Origin of the sequence: Sphingomonas sanxanigenens DSM 19645 = NX02 (assembly GCF_000512205.2) — a bacterium.
GTDB classification, from domain to species: domain Bacteria; phylum Pseudomonadota; class Alphaproteobacteria; order Sphingomonadales; family Sphingomonadaceae; genus Sphingomonas_D; species Sphingomonas_D sanxanigenens.
In genome coordinates, this window is record NZ_CP006644.1 from 3,377,359 (window position 1) to 3,402,172 (window position 24,814).

Below are 24,814 nucleotides of genomic sequence, written 5' to 3' on the forward strand. Positions count from 1 at the left end.
AGCGGCCATGCTCAAGGCCGCCGTTCACCACCTCACCGCCTATCATTATGACCGGCCGATCCGGCTGGGGCCGCAGGTCATCCGCCTGCGGCCGGCGCCCCACAGCCGCACCAAGGTGCCCAACTATGCGCTCAAGATCGAGCCGCAGGGGCATTTCCTGAACTGGCAGCAGGATCCGCACGGCAATTGGCAGGCGCGGATCGTGTTCCCCGATCCGGTCGACCATTTCCAGATCGAGGTGGACCTGCTGGCGGACCTCGACATCATCAACCCGTTCGACTTCTTCGTCGAACCCTATGCCGAGCAGTATCCCTTTACCTACGACGATGCGCTGACCACCGATCTCGCCGCCTATTTCGAGGTGGACGAGGAAGCCAGGGGCCCGCTGTTCGAGGCGCTGGTCGCCGGGCATGAGGGGCATGAAGGGCGCACGATCGACTTTCTCGTCGAGATCAACAGCGGGCTGCAGAAGCGCGTCGGCTATGTGATCCGCATGGAATCGGGCGTGCAGACGCCCGAGGAAACATTGGAGGTCGGCACCGGATCGTGCCGCGACAGCGCCTGGCTGCTCGTGCAGCTGCTGCGCCGGCTGGGCTTCGCCGCCCGTTTCGTCTCCGGCTATTCGATCCAGCTCGTCGCCGATGTCGAGCCGGTCGACGGGCCCCGGGGTGTCACCCAGGATGTCGTCGATCTTCACGCATGGGCGGAAGCCTATGTGCCAGGCGCCGGCTGGGTGGCGATGGATGCCACATCGGGCATGTTCGCCGGCGAGGGCCATATCCCGCTGTGCGCAACCCCGCACTATCGCTCCGCCTCGCCGATTTCAGGCATGGCCGAGCCCGCCGAGGTCGATTTCCGCTTCGAGATGAGCGTGGCGCGCATCGCCGAAGCCGTGCGCATCACCAAGCCCTTCACTGATGCGCGGTGGGCAGCGGTGCAGGCGCTGGGCGCGCAGGTGGACAAGGATCTCGTCGCGCAGGACGTGCGGCTGACCACCGGCGGCGAACCCACCTTCGTCGCGGTCGGCGCGGGCGAGGCGCCCGAATGGAATGGCGAGGCGGTCGGCCCCACCAAGGCGGGCTTTGCCGACAAGCTGGTGCGCGAGATGCGCGATCGCTTCGCACCGGGCGGCATGATCCATCACGGCCAGGGCAAATGGTATCCCGGCGAAAGCCTGCCGCGCTGGGCCTTTTCGGTCTATTGGCGCGGCGACGGCACCCCGGTGTGGCGCGACACCGCGCTGATCGCCACCGAGGACGCCGATGGGCGGCCCGCGACGACCGCCGACCAGGCGGAAAAATTCCTCGAGGGGCTGACCGACGCGCTCGGGGTGAAACGCGACTTCATCCTGCCGGTCTATGAGGATCCGGTCGCCTGGTCGCTCAAGGAAGCCGAGCTGCCCGCGAACACCGAGGCCACCGATCCGAAGATCGACGATCCCGAGGTCCGCGCGCGCATCGTGCGGACGTTCGAGCGCGGGCTCGGCAATGCGGTGGGCTATGCGCTGCCGGTGCAGCGCTGGCAGACGAAGCAGGCGCAGGGCTGGCTGAGCGAACGATGGTCGGTGCGGCGCGGGCGGCTGTTCGCTGTGCCCGGTGATTCGGCGCTGGGCTATCGCCTGCCGCTGGAATCGCTGCCCTATGTGCCGCCGGAAGACTATCCCTATATCAACCCGCGCGACACCAGCGAGCCGCTGGAACCGCTGCCCGATTTCCACGCCCCGAGCCAGGGCGGCGGCAATGGCACTGCGCCGCGCGCGCAACGCGCGTTCTCCGCACCGCCGCCGCCGCAGCAGCAGCGCGTGGAACAGGGCACGGCGATCGGGGGCGCGGTGCGCACCGCGATCACGGTGGAACCCAAGGCGCACTACCTGACCATCTTCATCCCGCCGACGCGCGCGCTGGAAGATTATCTGGAGCTGATCGCTGCGGTCGAGGAAACCGCCGAGGCGCTGCAGATCCCCGTCCGCATCGAAGGCTATGCCCCGCCATCCGATCCGCGGCTGAAGGTGTTGCGCGTCACGCCCGATCCCGGCGTGATCGAGGTCAACGTCCACCCGGCGGCGAGCTGGGCCGAGACGGTGGATATCACCGAGGAACTCTATGCGATGGCGCGGCGCCACGGGCTGACCGCGGACAAGTTCATGGTCGATGGCCGCGCGGTCGGCACCGGCGGCGGCAACCACATCGTGCTGGGCGGCCCCAGCATCAATGATTCGCCCTTCATCCGCCGGCCCGACCTGCTCAAGAGCTTCGTGCTCTACTGGCAGCGCCACCCGTCGCTCAGCTATCTGTTCTCCGGCCTGTTCATCGGCCCGACCAGCCAGGCGCCGCGCATCGACGAAGCGCGGCATGACGGTCTCTACGAGTTGGAGATCGCGCTCGCGCAGGTGCCCGCGCCCGGCGAGGGCGATACGCCGCCGGCCTGGCTGGTCGACCGGCTGTTCCGCAACCTGCTGGTCGACGTCACGGGCAACACCCACCGCACCGAAATCTGCATCGACAAGCTGTTCTCGCCGGACGGGCCGACCGGCCGGCTCGGTCTCGTCGAGTTCCGCGCCTTCGAGATGCCGCCCGACGCGCAGATGAGCCTTGCCCAGCAACTGGTGCTGCGCGCGCTGACCGCGTGGTTCTGGCGCGAGCCACAGCGGGGCAATCTCGTGCGTTGGGGCACCACGCTGCACGACCGCTTCATGCTGCCGCATTTCGTGTGGACCGACTTCGTCGAGGTGCTGGGCGACCTGCGGAGCGCCGGCTATGCGTTCGATCCGGCCTGGTTCGAGGCGCAGCGCCAGTTCCGCTTCCCGGTGCACGGCACCGTCGAGGCGGGCGGCGTCAGGCTCGAGATCGCGCATGCGCTGGAACCCTGGCACGTGCTGGGCGAAACCGGCGCGATCGGCGGAACGGTGCGCTATGTCGACAGCGCGACCGAGCGGCTGCAGGTCCATGCCACCGGGCTCGTGCCCGGCCGCCATGTCATCGCCTGCAACGGCCGCCGCGTGCCGCTGACCGGCACCGGCGTGCCCGGCGAGGCGGTTGGCGGCGTACGCTACAAGGCGTGGGCGCCCGCGAACACCATGCACCCGCGGCTGCCCGCGAACGCCCCGCTGACCTTGGACGTCCTCGATCAGTGGAGCGGCCGGTCGCTGGGCGGCTGCGTCTATCATGTCGCGCATCCGGGCGGGCGTCATTATGACGATGTGCCGATCAACGGCTATGAAGCGGAGGCGCGGCGCAAGGCGCGCTTCCAGGATCATGGCCACACGCCGGGTCGCGTGCCGATCCCGCCCGAAGAACTGCCGGGCGAATTCCCGATGACGCTGGATCTGCGCCGGCCGCCGGGGATCTGAACGATCGGCCGGCCCCTTCCCGTTCGGAGGGAGGGGCCAGTATTCGCTTGATCTCCCGGCTTCATCCTGCACCTTAAGGCCATGCGTTCCTTCGTTTCCCTGTCCGCGCTGCTGCTCGCGGCAGCCGCTGTCCCGCTCGCCCCTGCCCGCGCCGATGCGCCGCCGTTCGACCTGGCGGGCCCCACCCTGCGCGCCAAGGTCACGCGCAACGGGGTCACGCTGCCGATCGCCCAGGTGCCCGCGCTCGCCGCGGGCGATACGATCGAGATCGGCGCCGACCTCCCCTCCGACCAGTCGGCCAAATATATGCTGGTCTCCGCCTTCCTCCACGGCGCGACCAACCCGCCCTCCACCAAGTGGATCGACAGGGCGGAGACCTGGAAGAAGAAGGACAAGGACAGGCTGCTGAAACTGACCGTGCCCGAAGGCGCGCGGCAGCTGGTGCTGTTCATGGTCCCCGAAACCGGCGGCGATTATGGCAGCGTCACCAAGGCGGTGCGCGGCAAGCCCGGCGAGTTCGTGCGCGCGGCGCAGGAACTCAACCAGGCCTCGCTCGATCGGTCGCGGCTCGATACGTTCATGGCGGCGATCCGCGCGCAGGAAAATCTGCATCCCGAATATCTCAAGCGCGTCGCGCCGGTGCTCGCCAGCAGCCTCAGCACCAAGCTCAACGCCGAATGCCTGCAGAAGGTGATCGAATTGCAGGCCAACTGCCTGCTGGAGAATCGCGAATCGCTGGTGCTGGCCGATGTCCACACCAGTTCGATGACCGAGACCCTGGTCGGCGCCCCCACCGACCTCGCGCTGCAGATCAGTTCCACCCGCGTCGGCGGGCAAGGCTATTACAGCGCCTATATCGCGATCGCGCGCGATCTCGCGAAGATCTTCGGCGCCTTCAACAGCCCGCAATTCGATTATCTGCCGGCACTCGGGCTGCAGCGAGACGACAAGGTGTCGCTGATGCTCAACAGCGCGCCATCGTTCACCGCGCCCAAATCGGTGCTGGTCGTTGCCATGCCGACGGTGGAGGCGGATCAGCCGCCGCCGCTGCGCAACGGCGCGGACGGCGCGCTGTGCGCGACGCGTCCGGGGCTGGTGCTGCCGGTGGAAGGCGCGCCGCTGATCTATTCGACGGGCTATGCGCGCGAAGCGACGTTGCAGCTGACCGCCGCCAACGGCAGCAAGGTGGACGTGCCGCTTACCGCGCGCGCGGATCGCGGCGGCTATGTGGTGAGCGATGCGAACTGGCGCCCCGAAGGCTTCGGCACCAGCGCCACCGGCCATCTGCGCGCCATCTGGGGCTTCAAGCCCTTCGACGGCCCCGATTTCGCGCTGCAGTTCGCCACCGACGCGCCCTGGCGGCCGCTCGACGAGAATGCGCTCGTGGTCGGACGCGACAATGTCCTGCGGCTGAAGGGCGATGCGGCGGCGTGCGTCGACAGCATCAGCCTGCGCCAGCCCAATTCGGCGCCGCGCCCGCTGACCTGGAAGACCGTGGGGGGCGACATGATCGCGGTCGACCTGCCGCTGAAGGATGCCCGCCCCGGCGAACTGACCCTCGAGATCCGCCGCGCAGGGATCGACAAGACCGCGACCGTGCCGGTCCGCGCCTTTTCCGAGGCAAGCCGGCTCGACGCGCTGACCTATCATGCGGGGGACGACTGGGCGGTGCTGGCCGGCCGCCGGCTCGATCAGGTCGCGGGCGTGGAGATCGGCGGCCGCCGCTTCCGCCCCGACGGACTGACGCGCGAGGGCGATAGCGACCGGCTGCGGATCGTCGCCGAGGGCGCAACCGGGGCGGCGGCGAAGCCCGAAGCCGGCGCCAGCCTGTCCGCGAAGATCGCGCTCAGCGACGGGCGCAGCGTCGGGCTGCCCGTGCGAATCGCCGAGCCGCGCGTGCAGGTCGCGCTGGTCGGCAAGAACATCGCCCCCGCCGGCGAGGCCCCGGCGCTGCCGCTCGTCCCGGGCAGCGCCGACGTGCTCCCCGACTTCGCACGGCTGACCTTCTCCGTGCGCGCACCCGCGGGCATCCGCTTCGGCGCGACCGACGCGATCGAGATCGCCACCGCCGACGATCGCATCGCCGCGCAGCTTTCGGTCGGGCGCGGTCTGCAGCTCGAAAGCGCCGAGATCCTGATCGCCAACGTCGATGCCGCCGCGCTCGGTCCCTCCGCCTTCGGCCCGTTGCGCTTCCGCGTCGTCCGCCAGGGCGTGGCGGGAGACTGGCAACCGCTCGCCACGCTCGTCCGTCAGCCGCGCATCGATGCAATATATTGCACAGCCGAAAATTGCGAGATCCGCGGCAGCCGTCTGTTCCTGATCGACGCGGTGTCCGCCACGCCGGATTTTTCCGGGGCAAACCGGGTGCCGCAGGGGTTTACCGGGGGGGTATTTACGGTGCCGGTCGCCGTCGACGGCAAGCTCTATCTGCGGCTGCGCGACGCGCCCGAACTCGTCCACAGCGTGGCGGTTCCGGCGGCGCGGCCATGAGGGCGCTTCCGGTCGCGCTTGTAGCCGCGACATCGCTGATCGCCCCCCCCGCCGCCGCGCAGGATGCGGTGCCTGGCGCGGTGCAGGTCTTCGCCGACTGGGCGGTGGGCTGCGACAATGTGAGGGATTGCGAGGCGCAGGCGCTCGCCACCGAGGGGGAGGAGGTGCCCGCCTTCGTCACCGTCTCGCGGCGCGCGGGCGCCGGCGGACAGCCGACGATCGCGATCCCGTTCGCGGCGGGGCGGCGGCCGATCGCGCTGCTCGTCGACGGCAAGCGCTGGCCGCAACCGCTCAGGATCGAAGACGATCAGGTCCGGTTCGGCGCGGTCGCCACCGATCTATTGCTGCCGGTGCTGCTCAAGGCCGATCGCATCGAACTGATGGACGTGCAGGGCATCGTCGTCGGCCGGGCCTCGCTGACGGGCATCTCCGCCGCGCTCAAATATACGGACGAGGCGCAAGGCCGCACCGGCACCCCGACCGCGATCGTCGACAAGGGCGATCGCCCCGCGATCGAGGTGCCGCGCCGGGCGATGCCGGCGCCGATCGCGATCCCCGTCGCGACCCGCACCGCACCGCCCGACCGGCTGAGCGCCGGCTCGGTCAGGACCCTGCGGGAAACGAACGCCTGCGAAGCCGGACCGGACGCCGCCCCGCCGGAGGAAAGCTGGTTCCGGATCGACGAGCGGCACACGCTGCTGCTGCTGTCGTGCGGCGGTGGTGCCAACAACCGGTCCGCGCTGCCCTTCATCGTCACCAATGGCGGCCGCAAGAAAGGGCTGGCGGCAGACTATGCGCGGTTCGATCACCCCACCGGCTACACCGCCGAGCACGGCCAGACGCTGTTGCCCAACCCCGAATGGGACAAGGATGCCGGCACGATCACCAGCCGCATCGTCGGCAGCCCCAGCGGCGATTGCGGCAGCAGCCAGCGCTTTGCGTGGGACGGCGAGGCGTTTCGACTGATCGAGCAGCGCGCGATGAGCACGTGCCGCGGCAGCCTGCAATGGATCCGGGTTTGGACCGTACCGACGGCCGTGCCCAACGCCCTGACCGGGCGCTGAAGCCACCGATCAGGCGGGGACGTTCACCGCGAACAAGGTCGTGCCCTCATACCGGGGCTCGGCCGGGTTGAACAACGACTGTGGCTCGAACGCGCGATCGGACAAGGCGACGTCGTTGAGGCCGGTCAGCTTGAAGGCGCCGAGCTTCAACTCACGCGGCGGCCGGCCGTCGCGCTCCATGGTGACCCCATCGACATAGAGTTCGCCATGCTTGGTGTAGAGGATGTGGGGCGCCAAGGTGACCGCCATCTTGTTGTAGACGGCCGTTACACACAGTTGGCGGGCGATGCCCTCGAGAATGAGCTTGCTCGACATATTCGGGCGCATTTGGGCGTTCGCGTCTTCCCATGCAACCCGTTTTTGCGGCCGAACAGATGTGATCGCTGCAACCACTGTTGCAGGATATAACATCCGCCGGAGAGAAAGGATGCCGGAGCGGGGGGAACCGAACAGATGGGGGGGTATCGGTTCATCGACGCGCGGTGGGGGGCCCGCCACGATCAGACCCGGCAACCTGATCATCCCGCTTGGTTAACACGTACCAGCATAATTGCGACGGGCGACAGTGCGGCGGGGGTAACACGCGACGAAGCGGCCGAAAAAGACGGCGTGTAACCCGTGTCGCTTCACTTTAGATCCGCGCGCGCCGCTAAATAGGCGGACATCGCCGCCTGTGCCCGGGAGGTGAGCGTTATCAGCACGCGACGCGCATCGTCCGGATCGGGCCGGCGTTCGAACAGCCCCGCCTCCGTCAACATGCCTATCGCGCGCAGCGCAGTCGTCGCCGGCACCGCCGCGGCAATGCACAGGCTGGAGACCGACACCCGTTTGCCCTCGATCTGCGCCGCCATCAGGTCGAGCAGCATGTCCCATGCCGGCTCGCCGAACATCGCTGCATCGAAGAAGCGTCCGCGCAACCGTCGTTCCCGGATCATGCCGCGGATCGCCGTGGCGTCGAGAGCGCGCGCGTCCGCGGCAAACTCCGGCACTGCGGGGTTTGGGGCGCCCCAGCCGTCGATGGCGGGATCCCCCGACATTTCCGCGAGGGCGCCGGCGATGCGTGCCACCTCGGCGCTCAACGCCTTGAGGCGTGCGACGTCGCGCGCATCGCCATCGGCAACGCGGCTGCGCCGCCGACCGATGAGGGCGATGCCGAGCGCAGCGGCCCGCTCGGCCGGCGAAGGATTGCACAGCAGATCGACCGGCCCCGCCCCTACCCGGGCGAAGACAGGATCGAGCAGCGCCGGCACGACGCTGACGATCGCGGAGAGCCCGCCTGACCGAGCGCCGGCGTCGATGCGATCGAGCAGACGGTCGAGCGCGGCGCCGCCATCACCGTCGAGGTCGACCCACACGACGCCGATCCCCGGCCGCGCGGCAAGCGCGGCCTCCGCCTCGCCGGGCGCGACGATGGCAACGACGCGTGCACCTGCAGCCTCCGCCGCGGTCGCCGCACAGGCTGCGCCGCCCGGCGTATCCGCCACGATCAACAGCGGCGTTTCGCCCATGCTCCAGTCGTCCTGCGCATTCTCCCCGCGTTGATCGTATCGCACCGCTACCTCGCTTCACCCAGCTGCCATCGGCATGCCACCGGAACTCAGGCCGCTTGCCGTCGTTCGTCCACAGAACCTGAGGAGGAGCATCGCAATGTCCGGAGACTATGCCAAGCGTAACAGCCAGGGCGATCATCGCCTCAAGCAGGACGATCCCGTGGCGATCCGCCTGCTCAAGGAAGAACATCACATCTTCCGTACCCTCTTCGACAAGGCCGAGGCCAGCGACGGCGCGGCGCTGGTGCCCATCGCCCAGGAACTGTGCATGCGGCTGGCCGTCCACATGACGATCGAGGAGGAAATCCTCTACCCCGCGCTGAAACCCGTGATCGGCGAGGAAGAGGTGGACGAGGGCATCGTCGAACACCAGTCGGGCAAGCGGATCGTCGCGGAGCTCGAAAATCTCGACGGCACCGAAAAGCTCTACAAGTCCAAGGTCCACGTCCTCGGTGAGGAGACAGTCCACCATATCGACGAGGAGGATGAGGATCTGTTCGAGGAAGCCAAGGAAGCGCACGCCGCGGGCAAGATCGATCTGGACGCGCTCGGCGAGACGCTCCGCACCCGCCAGGCCGCGCTCTATGACGAGATCGCGGCGAAGGGCGAGGCGGAGAAGACCGGTGACGCCGTGGCCGAGGAACTGGAGACGGTCGGGCGCGGTTGAGGGGCCTCGGGCCCCTCCCCTCGCCCATCGTCAGTGGGCCATGGCCTTGACGATATCCTCGACCATCTTCTTGGCGTCGGCGAGCAGCATCATCGTGTTGTCCATGTAGAACACGTCATTGTCGACGCCGGCGTAGCCGACGCCGCCCATCGAGCGTTTCACGAACAGCACGGTCTTGGCCTTTTCGACGTCGAGCACCGGCATCCCGTAGATCGGCGAGGTCTTGTCGGTCTTGGCGGCCGGGTTGGTCACGTCGTTGGCGCCGATCACGAAGGCGACGTCCGCCTGCGCGAATTCGGAGTTGATGTCCTCCAGCTCGAACACCTCGTCATAGGGGACATTGGCTTCGGCGAGGAGCACGTTCATGTGACCGGGCATGCGGCCCGCGACCGGGTGGATCGCATATTTGACCGAGACGCCTTCCTTCTTGAGAACGTCACCCATCTCGCGCAGCGCGTGCTGCGCCTGCGCGACCGCCATGCCGTAACCCGGCACGATGATCACGCTTTCGGCCTGCTGCATCAGGAAGGCAGCGTCTTCGGCCGAGCCGCGCTTCCATGGGCGGTCCACCTTCGCACCGCCGCCGCCTGCGGCCACCTCGGTGCCGAATCCCCCGGCGATCACGCTGATGAAGCTGCGGTTCATTGCGCGGCACATGATATAGCTGAGGATCGCGCCCGAGCTGCCGACCAGCGCCCCGGTGATGATCATCGCCGAATTGCCGAGCGTGAATCCCATCGCCGCGGCCGCCCAGCCCGAATAGGAATTGAGCATCGACACGACCACCGGCATGTCCGCGCCGCCGATCGGGATGATCAGCAGGAAGCCGATGACGAAGCTGAGCGCTGTGATCGTCCAGAAGATCCATGGGCTTTGGTCGGTCAGGAAATAACCGATGAGGCCGAGGATCGCGGCGAGCGTGCCGAGGTTGATGAAATGCCGCGCCGGCAGCATGATCGGCGCGCCGCTCATATTGCCGTTGAGCTTGAGGAAGGCGATCACCGAGCCCGAGAAGGTGATCGCGCCGATCGCGATGCCCAGCCCCATCTCGATCCGGCTGACGGTGAAGATGATGCCCGCGCTGTCGGCAATGTGGAACGCCTGCGGGTTCAGGAACGCCGCGGCGGCCACCAGCACCGCCGCCATGCCGACCAGGGAGTGGAATGCCGCGACGAGCTGCGGCATCGCCGTCATCGCGATGCGGCGGGCAATGACGAAGCCGGCGATGCCGCCGATCGCGATTGCGACCAGGATTTCGGGCAGGCTCGCAATCTCATGCGTCACCAGGGTCGTGACGATCGCGATCGTCATGCCGATCATGCCGTAGCGATTGCCCTCGCGGCTCGTCGACGGGCTCGAAAGGCCGCGCAGGGCGAGGATGAAGCAGATCCCCGCGACGAGATAGGCCAGCGCAACCCAGGGATTGACAGGTGCGACCTGGTGCATCGATCGGTTTCCCCCAATTCAGTCCATTGATCCGGGGCGCAGCCGCGCGCCCGGCCGGCGTCCGAACGCCGCTTACTTGTCTTTCTTCTTGTACATGGCGAGCATGCGTTCGGTGACCGCGAAGCCGCCGAAGATGTTCACGCTGGCGAACACCACCGCGATCAGCCCGAGCCATTTGGCGGTGGGCGATCCTGCGGCCGCGCTGGCGATGAGGGCGCCGACGATGATGACCGACGAAATCGCATTGGTCACTGCCATCAGCGGCGTGTGCAGCGCCGGGGTGACCGACCAAACGACATAATAGCCCACGAAGCAGGCCAGCACGAAAATCGAGAGGATCGAGATGAAGTCCACTTTAGCCTCCCCCGGGTTGGCTCAACATCGTTATCCACCATTGCTTTTGTCGCATGGCGTTACCGTTAGCCCGTCGCATCGTTGGAAGAATGGCGCAAGCCGGTTTCAGCAACGAATTGCGACAAATCGAAGCAAAATGTGCATCGAACGCGGCGTCGGACGCGGTTCGCGCGCAACCCGGCGTGGCTGAACCGGCACCTGCCACCACCGCCTTCACCTCGCGGCGCACCCGGTGTAAGGGCCACGGCTTGCTTCAGGATGAGAGATGACGCGCAAATATTTCGGTACGGATGGCATCAGGGGGCGCACCAACACCGCGCCGATGACGCCTGACATCGCGATGAAGGTGGGCATGGCGGCGGGTGCGCATTTCCGGCGCGGCGCGCACCGCCATCGGGTGGTGATCGGCAAGGACACCCGTCTGTCCGGCTACATGATGGAATCGGCGATGGTCGCGGGCTTCACCGCGGTCGGCATGGACGTGGTGATGGTCGGGCCGATGCCCACCCCCGCGATCGCGATGCTGACGCGCGAGATGCGCGCCGATCTGGGCGTGATGATCTCCGCCAGCCACAATCCCTTCGCGGATAATGGCATCAAGCTGTTCGGGCCCGATGGCTACAAGCTTTCCGACGAGGACGAACTGGCGCTGGAGGCGCTGATCGACACGCCTGCGCCCCTCGCCGCTTCGGGAGACATCGGCCGCGCCCGCCGTATCGAGGATGCGCGCGGTCGTTACATCCACGCCGCCAAGAACAGTTTCCCCCAGCACCTGCGGCTCGACGGTCTCAAGATCGTGGTCGATTGCGCGAACGGCGCCGCCTATTCGGTGGCACCGGCGGCGCTGTGGGAACTGGGCGCCGAGGTGGTTTCGATCGGCGTCACCCCCAATGGCACCAACATCAATGACGGCGTCGGATCGACCGCGCCGGCGACCCTGCAGGAAACCGTGGTCGCCAGCGGCGCCGCGATCGGCATCGCGCTGGATGGCGACGCTGACCGGCTGATCGTGGTCGACGATGAGGGCCGCGTGGTCGATGGCGACCAGTTGATGGCGCTGATCGGATCGCGCTGGGCGCGGTCCGGGCAGTTGCGGGGCGGCGGCGTCGTCGCCACCGTCATGTCCAACCTCGGCCTCGAACGATTCTTTGCCGGAGAAGGTCTGTCGCTGGTGCGCACCAAGGTGGGCGACCGCTATGTGCTGGAGGCGATGCGCGAGGGCGGCTACAATGTCGGCGGCGAGCAATCGGGCCACATCATCCTGGCGGACCATGGCACCACCGGAGACGGGTTGGTCGCGGCGCTGCAGGTGCTTGCAGCGCTGGTCGAGAGCGGCAAGCCGGCAAGCGCATTGCTCCATCTGTTCGATCCGGTGCCACAGCTTCTGAAGAATGTGCGTTTCGCCGGCGGCAAGCCGCTGGAGGCGGACAGCGTGAAGGCCGCGATCACGGCGGGCGAGCGCGCGCTCAACGGATCCGGCCGGCTGGTCATCCGCCCCTCCGGCACCGAACCGGTGATCCGGGTGATGGCCGAAGGGGACGATGCCGCGACAGTCGAGGCGGTGGTCGATTCGATCTGCGATGCGGTGAAGGCCGCGGCCGCCTGATGGGCGGCGCAGGGGTTGCGACGCCACGCGTGCTGATCGTCGCCGGATCCGATTCGGGCGGCGGCGCCGGCATTCAGGCCGACATCAAGACGGTGACGATGCTGGGCGGACACGCGATGACCGCGATCACCGCGATCACCGCGCAGAACACGCTGGGCGTGACCGGCGTCCATCCGATCCCGACCGCGATGGTGATCGCGCAGATCGACGCGTGCGCGTCGGACATCGGCGTCGATGCGATCAAGATCGGCATGATCGGATCCGCGGAAACCGCCGACGCCGTTGCCGACCGGCTGGCGACGATGCCGGGCATCCCGGTGGTGTTCGATCCCGTGATGATCGCAACCAGCGGCTCGGTGCTTGCCGACGCCGGCACCATCGCCGCATTCGAGCGGTTGATGGCCGACGCTGCGGTGATCACCCCCAACGCGCCCGAACTGACCGCGCTGACCGGCCTGCCCACGGGCGATCATGTCGAACTGGCCGAGGCCGCGCTGGCGCTCGCCCGGCGGACGGGCACCGCGGTGCTCTCCAAGGGCGGGCATGTGGATGGCGATGTGGTACGCGATATCCTGATTCTTCCCGATGGCGGGCGCACCGATTTCAGCGACCCGCGCATCGACACGCGCCATACCCACGGCACCGGCTGCACCCTGGCGAGCGCGATCGCGACCGGCCTTGCCGAGGGTCTCGCCCTGCCCGCCGCCATCGCCCGCGCCCGCCGTTTCGTCCGCCTCGCCCTGCTCAATGCGCCCGGGCTTGGCCGCGGCCACGGCCCGATGGGCCAGCAGGCGGCGCGGCTGGACGCGATCCCGCGGCCGAGGAACGTCTGATCATGACCATCGATACGACCCCCAGCACGATCATTGCGGGCGTTGACGAGGCCGGGCGCGGGCCGCTCGCGGGGCCCGTGGTCGCCGCCGCGGTGGTGCTGTGCCCACACGGTATCGCCGGGCTGGACGACAGCAAGAAGCTGAGCGCGGCGCGGCGCGAGGCGCTGTTCGCGCAGATAAGCGCGGAATGCGTCGTCGGCGTCGGCATCGCCACCGTGGCGGAGATCGACGAGATCAACATCTTGTGGGCGACGATGCTGGCGATGACCCGCGCCGTCGAGGCGCTGGGGCTCGAGGTGGACGAGGTGCTGGTGGACGGCAATCGCTGCCCCGGCTGGCGCTGGCGCTCCCGCGCGATCGTCGGGGGCGATGCGCTGGAACCCTGCATCTCGGCGGCGTCGATCATCGCCAAGGTGACGCGCGACCGGATGATGGTGGAAGCCGACGCGCACTATCCCGGCTATGGCTGGTCGTCGAACAAGGGCTATGGCGCGCCGGTGCATCTGGAGGCGCTGCGCAGGCTTGGGCCGACGCCGCTGCACCGGCGCTCCTTTGCACCGGTGGCGCAGGCGCATCTGGACTTTTGATCGGGTGCGGAGCGCGCCTTCGCGCGCACCCTACAACTCCAGCGTCATGAACATGCTGTACGGATCCAGCACATAATCCCCGAACGGCGGGCATGCCACGAAGCCGTGCCGTGCATAGAGGCGCTGCGCCGGCTGGAAAGCCACCGGGGTTCCCGTCTCGAGGCTCAGCCGCCGGTACCCGCGGCTCCGCGCCACCGCGATGATATGCGTCAGCAATGCCGCCCCAACGCCGCGCTTCAGATAGGCATCGTCGGTGCGCATCGACTTGATTTCGCCATGCGCCGGATCGAGTTGCTTGAGCGCGCCGCAGCCCGCGAGCCGATCGCCATCCCAGATCGACCAGAAGCTGATTCCCGGCGCGCGCAGCCCCTCGATCGGCAGCACGTGGCAGCTTTCGGGCGGCGAATGTTCGAACATGCTTGCGAAGTGACGCGCGAGCAGCGCGCCGATTTCGGGCCCGGTCAAATCGTCTTCGATGATCCGCATCGCGTGACGGTAACCCGTCCGGATCATTTTTGCGACGAGTTGAGTCATTTTTCCCACACCACAAGGGATGGGGCGGCCGCGACTCCCGGTGACTCCATATTTCGTGGCGGACTCCTTACGTTCTCCGTGGTTAACGGATTATTTGGAATCCTTGTGCCCTAACCCCGTATTGACCGCGGACTCCGGCTCGCCAAAGGGTCTGCCCGCAACAAGACAGGGGGCGGCAGTTCATGGGTGTCATCGGCAAACTCAGGGTTCAGAAGGCGGAACCTACGGTCGAACTGCCGCTCGACCGCATCCTGATGGACGACTGCATCGCCGCCATGGCCTCGCTGCCCGATCGCTCGATCGACATGATCTTCGCCGATCCGCCCTACAACCTGCAACTCGGCGGCGACCTCCACCGGCCCGACGGCAGCCAGGTCGATGCGGTCGACGACGACTGGGACAAGTTCGACAGCTACGCCGCCTATGACGCCTTCACCAAGGCATGGCTGAAGGAAGCGCGCCGCATCCTGAAGGACAATGGCACGATCTGGGTGATCGGCAGCTATCACAACATCTTCCGCGTCGGTGCCGCCGTGCAGGACGAGGGGTATTGGATCCTCAACGACATCGTGTGGCGCAAGGCCAACCCGATGCCCAACTTCAAGGGCACGCGCTTCACCAACGCGCATGAGACGCTGATCTGGGCGTCCAAGTCCGAAGGATCGCGTTACACGTTCAACTATCGCGCGATGAAGACGCTGAACGACGAACTGCAGATGCGCTCGGACTGGTCCTTCCCGATCTGTTCGGGCCAGGAACGCATCAAGCGCGGCGGCACCAAGGCGCACCCGACGCAGAAGCCCGAGGCGTTGCTCTATCGCATCCTGCTGGCCTGCACCAAGCCGGGTGACGTGGTGCTCGATCCCTTCTTCGGCACCGGCACCACCGGCGCGGTCGCCAAGCGGCTGGGCCGCCGCTGGATCGGCATCGAGCGCGAGGCGACCTATATCGAGGTCGCGTCCGAGCGCATCGAGGCGGCGCTGCCGCTCGATGAATCTGCGGTGACGACGATGATGTCGCCCAAGGCCGCGCCCAAGGTGCCCTTCGGTACGATCGTCGAAACCGGCATGCTGGTGCCCGGCACCATGTTGTCCGACGCGAAGCGCCGCTGGCATGCGATCGTCCGTGCGGACGGATCGCTGCAGACCGAGGGCGAGGAAGGCTCGATCCACAAGGTGGGCGCAAGGCTGCAGGGTGCCCCCTCGTGCAACGGCTGGACGTTCTGGCATTATGAGGAAGCGGGCAAGCTGACGCCCATCGACGCGCTGCGCCAGCGCTACATCCTCGCTACCGAACCCTGATTCGATCCGGCTGGGGTTTGGCAGCCCCCGTCAGCGGCGATAAGGCAGGTGGATGGCCCGCATCTATCTTCGTCCCACCGGCTTCGTCGGTCCGCCCGCAGCGCCCGATGCGCGCGTCGATCGGTTGGCCGGCAGCGCGCTGCACTTCGCCGCCTACGAACTGATCGCGGTCACCGATGGCCAGCGCACGCGGCAGGATCTGGTGCCCGTCGCGGCGCTCGACGATGTCATCGCCGCGCTGCCCGATGCCCAGGCGATGGCGGCGGCGAAGATGCGCTACCGCCTGCTCGCCGCGCGCGCGCCAATCGAGATCCGCGGCGCGACGGTGGCGATGGATGCGCCGCAGGTGATGGCGATCCTCAACATGACGCCGGACAGCTTCTCGGACGGCGGCCGCCATATCGACGACGCCGGTGCCGCTGCGGCATCGGGCATGGCGATGGTCGCGGCCGGCGCCGCGATCATCGACGTCGGCGGCGAATCCACCCGCCCGGGCGCCGAGACCATTTCCGATGCCGACGAGATCGCGCGCACCGCGCCGCTGATCGAGCGGCTCGCCTCCGCCGGCGCCGCGATCTCGATCGACACGCGCAAGGCTGCGGTGATGGAGGCCGCGCTCGCGGCCGGCGCCGGGCTGGTCAACGATGTCGCATCGCTGCTGTATGACGATCGCGCGCTGGAGGTGGTCGTCACCGCCGGCTGCCCCGTCGCGCTGATGCATTTTCCCGGCACGCCGCAGGACCCGCATGGCAACGCCCGCTACGGCGACACGCTGATCGAAGTCTATGACTGGCTGGAGGCGCGGGTCGCCGCGGTCGAGGCGGCGGGCGTGCCGCGCGAGCGGATCATCGTCGATCCCGGCATCGGCTTCGGCAAGGCCCCGCACGAGAATATGGCGCTGATCGACGGCCTCGCGCTGTTCCACGGCCTCGGCTGCCCGGTACTGCTCGGCGCCAGCCGCAAGCGGCTGATCGGCGCGCTCGCCGGCGAGGCTCCCGCCGACCGCCGTCTCGGCGGCTCGATCGCACTGGCGCTGAAGGGCGCCGCGCTGGGTGCCCAAATGCTGCGCGTGCATGATGCATTCGAGACCGTGCAGGCGCTGCGGGTCTGGCGCGGCGGCGCCTGATCCTTCAGCCCAGCCAGCCGAGATCCTGCAGCGGCGCGACCATGCTGCGCGCCACCGGCGCCTCGATGCCGCCGGCGAGACGAAGCCGATAGTTGCGCCCGTCGCGGCGGACATCCTCGACCGCGCCACGGGCCACCCACCAGCTTCGGTGGACCTGTGCGCCGTCGATGCCGTCAAGTTCGGGTACGGCGTCGCGCATCCGCATCAGCAGCAGCGCCGAGCCTCGCGGCGTGTGGGCGCGGACATAATGATCCTCCATCTCCAGTGCGATCAGGTCACGCCCCAGGTGCGGCGGCAAACGATCGAGCAGGCGCGGCTCGGGCACCGAGGGCACCGAAGGCTCCGATGCCCGTGGTTCTGGCGCAGCCAGCGGCTCCGGCGGCTCCGGCGGCTCCGGCGGCTCCACGTCGGCCCGCACCGTCCGCGCGACCGTGGCACGGCGCGCTGCGGATCCGAACCAGAACAGGGTGCAGGCGATGCCGGCCACGATCAGCACATGCGCGTAGGTGCCGGCCAGTTGCTCGAACCGCGGCCAGGCATAGGGTAGCCCCAGGACGAAATTGGCGCACCAGATGATCAGCGTCATCGGCACCGCGGCGAGCGCACAGGCCGCCGCCCACAAGGCCTGCACCGGCAGGTCGAGGCGATAGGCGGTACGGGTGGCCAGCACCATCGCAGGCATGAACAGCGCATAGCCCGGAAGCGCGAGCAGCAGCCAATAGATGAGGCGGGCGGCGAACGGCAGTGCGTACATGCCGAACGGCCCGAGCAGCGCGAGCGCGACGGCGAGCGCCAGCATCACGCCGAGATCGATCGTCAGTCTGCGCGCGTCCGGCATCGGCCCCCTCATATCCCGCCCCTTCCCTAAGGCCCGTTCGCGCTTCGCGAAATGGCAAACGCCCGGAAATGGGCGCGTTTCACGAAGCTTTGGATCCGCTGGCGCAACCGCGGTTGCCGGCGAGCGGGCCGAGTCCAGCTTGGCCGGCACCGCCTTCAAAGGAGATCGATGATGAGAGTCCGCACTGCCCGCGCCACCGCCTTCAGCGACGTCTCCGCGCCACTGCGCGGCATTGCGTTTGGCGCGGCAGGCATAGTGTCGGTGCTCTCGGTCGTCGCGATCGGCAGGGCGGCAGCCGGCTTCGCCGACATACCGGCAGGCGCGAAAGAGATCGCGGTCATCATCCATATCGCGGCGGTGCTGCCCGCGGTACCGCTCGGCCTGTATGTGTTGATGACCCCGAAGGGCGATGCCCGGCACCGCATGCTCGGAAAGGTCTGGATGGTGCTGATGCTGGTGACGGCGCTTTCCGCACTGTTCATCCGCCATATCAACGGGGGGAATTTCAGCTTCATCCACCTCTTCGTGCCACTCGTCGTCGTCATGATGCTGCGTGCGATTTCCGCCGCGCGCCGCGGCCGGATCGACGCGCACAAGCGCCATATGGTCAGCCTGTTTCTGCTCGGGCTGCTCCTGCCGGGCCTGTTCGCGTTCGTGCCCGGCCGCCTGCTGTGGCATTGGCTGGTGGACTGAGCCCCTCGCGGGGGTTGAGAGGCGTGCGCCAGCCGATTAAGCAGGACCGAATCACAAGCACAGGGGTGGATATGGCAAGCGACAACAGCGGCGAGTTCGCCCAGCACCGGCAAACCTACGACGGCTTCATGGTGATGGTGAAATGGGGCACCGCGGCGGCCGTGATCGTCGCTGCCATCGTCATCATCCTGATCGCGAGCTGAGCGCGGCGATGAAGATCGCGATCCTCAAGGAAGGCGCGGACGGCGAGAAGCGCGTTTCCGCGACGCCGGAGACGGTCAAGAAATTCACGGCGCTGGGCGCCGAGATGGCCGTGGAATCCGGCGCCGGCGCCACCGCATCGATCGCCGATGCCGACTATCAGGCGGCGGGCGCCACCGTGACCGACCGGGTGACGGTGCTGAAGGATGCCGACATCGTGTTCGGCGTGCAGGGCCCCGATCCGATGAGCATCGCCGGCACCAAGCCTGGCGCATGGATCGTGGCGGGGCTCAACCCGTTCGGCGAACGCGCGCGCGTCGATGCCTATGCAGCGGGCGGGTACGAAGCGCTGGCAATGGAATTCATGCCACGCATCACCCGCGCGCAGTCCATGGACATCCTCTCCTCGCAATCCAACCTTTCCGGTTACAAGGCGGTGCTCGACGCGGCTTCCGAATATGGCCGTGCCTTCCCGATGATGATGACCGCGGCGGGCACCGTTTCCGCCGCGCGCCTGTTCGTGATGGGCGTCGGCGTCGCCGGGCTGCAGGCGATCGCCACCGGCCGCCGCCTTGGCGCGCAGGTTTCCGCCACCGACGTCCGCTCCGCCACCAAGGAGCAGATCGAGTCGCTGGGCGCGAAGGCGATCTTCGTCGAGAATGTGAAGGGCATCGAGGGCGAGGGCTCGGGGGGCTATGCCACCGAAATGTCCGACGAATATAAGGCGGCGCAGGCCGAACTGGTCTCCAGCCACATCGCCAAGCAGGACATCGTCATCACCACCGCGCTGATCCCCGGGCGCGCGGCGCCGCGGCTGATCAGCGACGCGCAGATCGCCTCGATGAAGCGCGGCAGCGTGATCGTCGACCTCGCGGTCCAACAGGGCGGCAATGTCGAGGGTGCTGTCGCGGGGCAAGTGGTCGAGCGCCACGGCGTCAAGATCGTCGGCCACCGCAACGTACCGAGCCGGCTCGCGGCGGATGCCTCGGCGCTCTACTCGCGGAACCTGTTCAACTTCCTCTCCGCCTTCTGGGACAAGGAAGCGGGACGGCCGGTGCTGGACGAAGAGATCGGCAACGCGATCCGCCTCACCCAGGGCGGCAAGGTGGTCAACGAGCGGCTCCTGGCGGCCTGATTTAACGGCCCGCACGAAATAATTTCGCTGGGCTGTCGATTCCGCGGCGCCTCGTTCGTCGTGAGAGTGAGGCGCTGCTGCCTCGCGATCGAAGGAGACGAACGATGCGTGTGATGGTCCAGATCCGGGCGACCGCCGACAGCGAAGCCGGCATCATGCCCGAGACGGAGATGCTCGAGGCGATGGGCAATTTCAACGAGGATCTGGTCAAGGCCGGCGTGCTGCTGGCCGGTGAGGGCCTGCACCCCTCATCGCGCGGCAAGCGCGTTGCCTATGACGGCCCCAACCGCATCGTCATCGACGGCCCTTTCGCCGAGGCGCGCGAGCTTATCGCCGGCTTCTGGATGTGGGAGGTCAAGGACATGGACGAGGCGGTGGCATGGGCGAAGCGCTGCCCCAATCCGATGCCCGGCCCCAGCGAGATCGAGATCCGGCCGGTATTCGAGGCCGCCGACTTCGGTGAGGCGATGACGCCGGAACTGCATGCGCAGGAAGACCGGTTGCGGGATCAGATCGCCGAACGGTGATGCCTCGAGCCGTTCGCAAGGCTTGAGCGGAGGGGCTTTTTGCCCGCGGCAAACCCCTCTAATCCCTCCAATGTGCCCCCGAACGACACCCAGCGGACCATCGAGGCGGTCTATCGGATCGAACAGCCCCGCCTGATCGCCGGGCTGGCGCGCATGCTCCGCGACGTGAGCCTTGCCGAAGAGTTCGCGCAGGATGCTTTGCTTGCAGCGCTTGCGGAATGGCCGGCGAGCGGGATCCCCGCCAGGCCCGCCGCCTGGCTGATGGCCACCGCCAAGCGCCGCGCGCTCGATCGCATCCGCCACGATGCGATGCGCGCCCGCAAGCAGGAGGAGATCGTTCGCGCGATGGACGCGGCGGAGGATGGCGGGTTCGGCGCCGTCGAGGCGGCGATCGACGACGAGATCGGCGACGAGCTGCTCGCGCTGATTTTCACCGCCTGCCACCCGATCCTCTCACCCGATGCCCGCGCCGCGCTGACCTTGCGGCTGATCGGCGGGCTGACCGTGCCCGAGATCGCCCGCGCCTTCCTGAGCGCCGAGGCGACGATCGCGCAGCGCATCGTCCGCGCCAAGAAGACGATTGCCGCCGCCGGGCTCGATTTCGAGGTGCCGCGCGGCGCCGCGCGCGCGGCGCGGCTCGCAGCGGTGCTCGAGGTCGTCTACCTGATCTTCAACGAGGGCTATGCGGCGACCGCGGGCGACGACCTGGTCCGCCCCGGCCTGTGCGCCGATGCGCAGCGGCTGGGCCGCATCCTCGCCGATCTCGCGCCGGAGGAACCCGAAGTCCACGGCCTGCTCGCGCTGATGGAGATCCAGGCATCCCGCCTGCGCGCGCGCACCGCGCCCGACGGATCGGTGGTGCCGCTGCCCGAACAGCATCGCGGGATGTGGGATCGGTTGCTGATCCGCCGCGGGCTGGCGGCGCTCGCTCGCGCCGAAGCGCTGGGTGGAGCCGACGGCATCTACGCGCTGCAGGCCAGCCTCGCCGCCTGCCATGCCCGCGCGGCGCATGCCGACGAGACCGACTGGCGGCAGATCGCGGCGCTCTACGACAGGCTGCTCGTCCGCCTCCCCTCCCCCATCGTCGCGCTCAACCGCGCGATCGCGATCGGGATGGCGTTCGGCCCCGAGGTCGGGCTGGTCGTGCTCGAAGCGCTGGCGGACGAGCCGATCCTCGCCGGCTATGCGCCGTTGCCCGCCGCGCGCGGCGACATGCTGGCGCGCTCGGGCCGGCCGGAGGAGGCCCGCACCGCGTTCGAGCAGGCGGCTTCGCTCACCCGCAACGCTGCCGAGCAGCGCCATTTGCTGGCGCGCGCCGCCGCCTGCGCGTGACGCTCGACGACGCGGCAGTCGCCGCCTTCATCACCGCCAACCTGCCGCTGGTCGAGACGCCCGGCATACCCGAAATCCGGCTGCATCAGGCCGCGCCCACCAGCGGGCTGCACCGGCTGGCGGCGGGGACCAAGACGTTCGCCTCGCCCTATTGGGCCTATCGCTGGGGTGGCGGGCTCGCGCTCGCGCGGCATGTGCTGGATCGGCCGGAGAGCGTCGCCGGGCGGCGCGTGCTCGATCTCGGCGCGGGTTCGGGGCTGGTCGGGATCGCGGCGGCTCTGGCCGGCGCGGCGGAGGTGCGCGCGGTGGACGTCGATCGCCACGCGACGATCGCCGCCGGGCTCAATGCCGTGGCGAACGGCGTCCGCATCGCGGCGGAGACCGGCGATCTCACGCGCGGCGGGGCGCCGGATACCGGACTGATCCTGGTCGGCGACCTTTTCTATGCGCCGGCATTGGCGCGGCGGGTGACGCGCTTCCTCGATCGCTGCGTCGGGGCGGGGATCGACGTGCTGGTCGGCGATCCGGCGCGGGCGCATCTGGCGCTGTCGCGGCTGGAGGAGATCGGCCGCTATGCGGTGACAGAGACCGGCGTATCGAAACCAGGTTTCGTCTATCGCTATCGCGCGAAGGATTAAGCCGCCGCGACTGCCCGCGCAGGCGCCACGCTGGCCGCCCGCCGCCGCCCGTGCCCCAGCACCACCAGCGCCGCGAGCCCGCACAGCACCGGCGGCAGCGCATAGGCCAGCCGGATCGCCCAAAGATTGGCCTCGGCGGCAGCGCCCGTCGCGCTAGTGCCGCCGATCGCGGCCAGCGCCGCCCAGGCCCCCAGCCCCATCGCCAGTTTCAAGGTGATGTTGCTCACCGAATAGCAGCTCGCGCCCTGGCGCAGTCCGGTGAGTGCAGCGGCGCGGGTGATTTCGGAGACCATCGTCCGCAGCAGCAGATAGTCGACGCCCATGAACAGGCTGCGCGCGATCAGGAAGAGGATGGCGGGAGCGACGTGCCCTGCAGGCAGCAGCAGCGCCAGCGGCATCACCGCGACCTGCCAGCCATAGCCCAGCGCCAGCAGGCGGCGATGCCCGATGCGGCCGGCGAGCTTGCCCCATAGCGGCAAGGTGAGCAGCGGCACCGCCGATTGCGCGAGCAACAGGCTGCTCGCCCAGCCCTCCAGCGCCAACCCGCGTTCGATGAAGAGCAGGAAGGTGGCGAACATCGCCGAATCCGACAGGCCGGCGAACAGGTAGAGCAGGAGCACCGGGTGCAGCGCCCGCGTGCGCAGGATCTGCCAGAACAGCCGCAGCGGGTTGCCGAGTTCCGCACGACGATCGTCGGCGATCACCGGTTCGGCGACGAAGCGCAGCACCATCGCCATCGAGAAGGGCGCGAACAGGATCAGCGTCAGCCCGAGCGCCGCGACCTGCCCTTCCCGCCCGATGCCGAGCATCCGTTCGAGCAGCGCCGGCAGCAAGAGGATGGCGATGCCGCCCGCCACCGCGAACCAGGTCTTTGCGCCGATGATGCGCAGCCGTTCCGCCGCGTCGCGGCCGAGTTCGAGCGCCCAGCCGCCATGCGGCGTGACCATCATCATGTAGCCGAGATGGAGCAGCAGGCAGGCGGCGATCAAGGTCGCCGGCCCCGTCCACGGCCATATGAAGAAGCTGCCGAGCGCACCGATGACGATCAGCGGCGTGCCCGCCGCCAACCAAGGCCGGCGATGACCGTAGCGGGTTGGGAAACGGTCGCTCGCCCAGCCGATCAGCGGATCGACCAGGCTGTCGAACAGCCGCGCCGCCATCAGCACGAACCCGGCGACGCCCAGCGACAGGCCAAGCGTGGTCGAGGAAATTGGGCAGATAGACGCGCCACGCCGTCTCGATCGTCTGCACGACGACCATCGGCAGTGAGAATGCGACAAGCCCGATCAGGCTCAGCCGCTCGGCCGATTCGCTCCGCACGGTGGCGCCCCTTTCGAGCGCGCGCTGTGACGATCCCCTGTGACGGGGGTATGACGCGGCGGTTCAGCTCGCGCCGGCGTCCAGGCGCGCGAGCACGGGCGCATAGTCGCTATCCGGGCCCGGCACGCGGCCCGAGCAGATGAGCGCACGGTTGCGGCCGCTGGCGAAGGCCGAGATGATCGCACCGTCGATCACCGACGCGGGACGGTTCGCCCCGAGCATCCCCTGCAGCATCCGGCCCGAGGTTCTCCCGCGCAGATAGCGCAGCCGCGCCGCGAAGGGCTGCAGCGCCGGGTTGCGTGCACAGGCCATGAACAATTCCTCCGTAGCGAGCATGTGCGCGCGTTGCGGCAACAGGCCGCCGAGCGCGGCGAGCGCCTCCGCGCGGCTCGGCAGCGGCGCATCGAGACCGCTTTCCTGCGTCATCCGGCGGTAGATCGCCTCGAACGCGCCCTGCAGCAGTTCGGCGCTGGTGCGAAACTTGTAGGAGACGACGCCGAGGGTCACACCCGCTTCCGCCGCCACGGCACGGTGGGTAAGCCCGGCCACCCCGCGCGCGGCGATCGTCCGCGCCGCCGCCGCCGCGACCGCATCGGCCACCGCATCGTCGCGCGGTGGTGGCGGCAGCAGGTCGTCGGCATCGGCACGGGCGCGTTCGAACCAGGGCGCCATCGTGCCGATCCGCCCATCGAGCCAACCCGCCCAACCATCGCACAGTTCGGCGAGCGCGGCCCGGTCCACCGGGCGGCGCCAGCGCAGCAGATGCATGCCCGTAACACCGTCGAACAGCCAGGCGAGCGCGGTTGCCATGTCCGCCAGGCCCAGCCGGGCGGCAAGTTCGTCCCAGAACAGGTGCCATAGCGCGTCCCACTTGGCCGAGCCGGCGATGTGGCGCGGATCGCGCAGCGCCGCGATCTGCGCCTCGCGCCGCGCAAAGGCGAGCGGGCGCTGCATCTCGCACCAGTCGTCGGCGAGCGCCGCGAGCAGGGGGCCGACCGCCGGGGCACCGGTTCCGATCGCAGACAATTGTTCCTCGCACCAGCGGTTCGCAGCGAGTCGCGCTGCCTGTTGCGCGTTTTCCAACAACTGTTCCAGATCGCCGAAATGATAATAGATCGAAGAGACCGGGAGCCCCGCAGCGGCGGCAAGCGGCCGCGCGGAAATCGCCGCCATACCTTCCGTCTCAAGCGCTAAAAATACCGCAGAAATCAGCTTTTCGGGCG

The 24,814-nt window shown here is 68.4% G+C and carries 22 protein-coding genes and 1 pseudogene; 15 read left to right on the plus strand and 8 right to left on the minus strand.

What is annotated here, in order from left to right; genetic code table 11:
• The first annotated feature begins 7 nt into the window (after positions 1-7).
• From NX02_RS15525 to NX02_RS15535, 3 genes are all read left to right on the plus strand, one after another.
• On the plus strand, positions 8-3,349 hold the full coding sequence (locus NX02_RS15525) for a transglutaminase family protein (protein WP_025293120.1): 3,342 nt from the start codon (positions 8-10) through the stop codon (positions 3,347-3,349).
• 81 nt (positions 3,350-3,430) lie between these two features.
• Positions 3,431-5,839, plus strand: a complete 2,409-nt coding sequence (locus tag NX02_RS15530) for a hypothetical protein (protein ID WP_025293121.1) — start codon at positions 3,431-3,433, stop codon at positions 5,837-5,839.
• Positions 5,836-6,903, plus strand: coding sequence for a DUF1176 domain-containing protein (locus NX02_RS15535; RefSeq protein WP_025293122.1), 1,068 nt, complete (start codon positions 5,836-5,838; stop codon positions 6,901-6,903). Before NX02_RS15530 ends, NX02_RS15535 begins: the two co-directional genes overlap by 4 nt.
• A 9-nt stretch (positions 6,904-6,912) precedes the next feature.
• On the opposite strand, the gene NX02_RS15540 is transcribed toward NX02_RS15535, so the two are convergent.
• Complete coding sequence (locus tag NX02_RS15540; RefSeq protein ID WP_025293123.1) at positions 6,913-7,218, minus strand: hypothetical protein; 306 nt, start codon at positions 7,216-7,218, stop codon at positions 6,913-6,915.
• Between the two features lie 311 nt (positions 7,219-7,529).
• Positions 7,530-8,456, minus strand: coding sequence for a winged helix DNA-binding protein (locus NX02_RS15545; protein WP_245648605.1), 927 nt, complete (start codon positions 8,454-8,456; stop codon positions 7,530-7,532).
• Positions 8,457-8,550: 94 nt separating this feature from the next.
• Here NX02_RS15545 and NX02_RS15550 point away from each other — a divergent pair, with 94 nt between their 5' ends.
• Positions 8,551-9,120 carry a hemerythrin domain-containing protein gene (locus NX02_RS15550; RefSeq protein ID WP_025293125.1) on the plus strand — a complete coding sequence of 190 codons (570 nt, stop codon included), beginning with the start codon at positions 8,551-8,553 and terminating at the stop codon, positions 9,118-9,120.
• Positions 9,121-9,150: 30 nt separating this feature from the next.
• On the opposite strand, the gene NX02_RS15555 is transcribed toward NX02_RS15550, so the two are convergent.
• Together NX02_RS15555 and NX02_RS15560 are read right to left on the minus strand one after the other, a co-directional pair.
• Positions 9,151-10,566: an NAD(P)(+) transhydrogenase (Re/Si-specific) subunit beta gene (locus NX02_RS15555; protein WP_025293126.1), complete on the minus strand. Its 1,416-nt coding sequence runs from the start codon at positions 10,564-10,566 to the stop codon at positions 9,151-9,153.
• Between the two features lie 72 nt (positions 10,567-10,638).
• Positions 10,639-10,920, minus strand: a complete 282-nt coding sequence (locus NX02_RS15560; protein ID WP_025293127.1) for an NAD(P) transhydrogenase subunit alpha part 2 — start codon at positions 10,918-10,920, stop codon at positions 10,639-10,641.
• Positions 10,921-11,185: 265 nt separating this feature from the next.
• Here NX02_RS15560 and glmM point away from each other — a divergent pair, with 265 nt between their 5' ends.
• From glmM to NX02_RS15575, 3 genes are read left to right on the plus strand one after another with little or no spacing between them, the layout of a single operon-like run.
• Positions 11,186-12,526, plus strand: a complete 1,341-nt coding sequence (glmM, locus tag NX02_RS15565; RefSeq protein ID WP_025293128.1) for a phosphoglucosamine mutase — start codon at positions 11,186-11,188, stop codon at positions 12,524-12,526.
• Positions 12,526-13,359 (plus strand): bifunctional hydroxymethylpyrimidine kinase/phosphomethylpyrimidine kinase, encoded by an 834-nt coding sequence (gene thiD / locus NX02_RS15570; protein ID WP_025293129.1) that lies wholly within the window; start codon positions 12,526-12,528, stop codon positions 13,357-13,359. The genes glmM and thiD overlap by 1 nt, the downstream gene beginning before the upstream one ends.
• Positions 13,360-13,361: 2 nt before the next feature.
• Complete coding sequence (locus NX02_RS15575) at positions 13,362-13,946, plus strand: ribonuclease HII (RefSeq protein ID WP_025293130.1); 585 nt, start codon at positions 13,362-13,364, stop codon at positions 13,944-13,946.
• A gap of 30 nt (positions 13,947-13,976) precedes the next feature.
• On the opposite strand, the gene NX02_RS15580 is transcribed toward NX02_RS15575, so the two are convergent.
• Positions 13,977-14,411 (minus strand): GNAT family N-acetyltransferase, encoded by a 435-nt coding sequence (locus NX02_RS15580; RefSeq protein WP_425424006.1) that lies wholly within the window; start codon positions 14,409-14,411, stop codon positions 13,977-13,979.
• Between the two features lie 251 nt (positions 14,412-14,662).
• Here NX02_RS15580 and NX02_RS15585 point away from each other — a divergent pair, with 251 nt between their 5' ends.
• Positions 14,663-15,781, plus strand: coding sequence for a site-specific DNA-methyltransferase (locus tag NX02_RS15585; RefSeq protein WP_025293132.1), 1,119 nt, complete (start codon positions 14,663-14,665; stop codon positions 15,779-15,781).
• Positions 15,782-15,833: 52 nt separating this feature from the next.
• A complete protein-coding gene (folP, locus tag NX02_RS15590) occupies positions 15,834-16,907 on the plus strand; it encodes a dihydropteroate synthase (RefSeq protein ID WP_025293133.1) in 1,074 nt (357 codons plus the stop codon).
• Between the two features lie 4 nt (positions 16,908-16,911).
• Here folP and NX02_RS15595 read toward each other — a convergent pair whose 3' ends face one another.
• On the minus strand, positions 16,912-17,745 hold the full coding sequence (locus NX02_RS15595; protein ID WP_025293134.1) for a LytTR family DNA-binding domain-containing protein: 834 nt from the start codon (positions 17,743-17,745) through the stop codon (positions 16,912-16,914).
• Between the two features lie 168 nt (positions 17,746-17,913).
• Here NX02_RS15595 and NX02_RS15600 point away from each other — a divergent pair, with 168 nt between their 5' ends.
• The 6 genes and pseudogenes from NX02_RS15600 to NX02_RS33325 all read left to right on the plus strand — a co-directional run bounded on the left by NX02_RS15600 (position 17,914) and on the right by NX02_RS33325 (position 22,271).
• The gene (locus NX02_RS15600) at positions 17,914-18,438 is read left to right on the plus strand and encodes a DUF2306 domain-containing protein (RefSeq protein ID WP_053000653.1); all 525 of its coding nucleotides are present in this window, start codon (positions 17,914-17,916) and stop codon (positions 18,436-18,438) included.
• Positions 18,439-18,509: 71 nt separating this feature from the next.
• Positions 18,510-18,641, plus strand: coding sequence for an aa3-type cytochrome c oxidase subunit IV (locus NX02_RS15605; RefSeq protein WP_025293136.1), 132 nt, complete (start codon positions 18,510-18,512; stop codon positions 18,639-18,641).
• 8 nt (positions 18,642-18,649) lie between these two features.
• On the plus strand, positions 18,650-19,774 hold the full coding sequence (locus NX02_RS15610) for an NAD(P) transhydrogenase subunit alpha (RefSeq protein ID WP_025293137.1): 1,125 nt from the start codon (positions 18,650-18,652) through the stop codon (positions 19,772-19,774).
• 104 nt (positions 19,775-19,878) lie between these two features.
• Positions 19,879-20,226 (plus strand): annotated as a pseudogene (locus NX02_RS15615) (YciI family protein); the annotation flags it as partial.
• Positions 20,227-20,373: 147 nt separating this feature from the next.
• Positions 20,374-21,633: an RNA polymerase sigma factor gene (locus NX02_RS33320; RefSeq protein WP_025293139.1), complete on the plus strand. Its 1,260-nt coding sequence runs from the start codon at positions 20,374-20,376 to the stop codon at positions 21,631-21,633.
• Positions 21,630-22,271: a class I SAM-dependent methyltransferase gene (locus NX02_RS33325; protein ID WP_025293140.1), complete on the plus strand. Its 642-nt coding sequence runs from the start codon at positions 21,630-21,632 to the stop codon at positions 22,269-22,271. The genes NX02_RS33320 and NX02_RS33325 overlap by 4 nt, the downstream gene beginning before the upstream one ends.
• Here the strand turns inward: NX02_RS33325 and NX02_RS15630 are convergent.
• Together NX02_RS15630 and NX02_RS15635 are read right to left on the minus strand one after the other, a co-directional pair.
• On the minus strand, positions 22,268-23,551 hold the full coding sequence (locus NX02_RS15630) for an MFS transporter (RefSeq protein WP_281178213.1): 1,284 nt from the start codon (positions 23,549-23,551) through the stop codon (positions 22,268-22,270). The genes NX02_RS33325 and NX02_RS15630 overlap by 4 nt on opposite strands.
• 103 nt (positions 23,552-23,654) lie before the next feature.
• Positions 23,655-24,764: a TetR/AcrR family transcriptional regulator gene (locus tag NX02_RS15635; protein WP_162232733.1), complete on the minus strand. Its 1,110-nt coding sequence runs from the start codon at positions 24,762-24,764 to the stop codon at positions 23,655-23,657.
• Positions 24,765-24,814 lie beyond the last annotated feature (50 nt).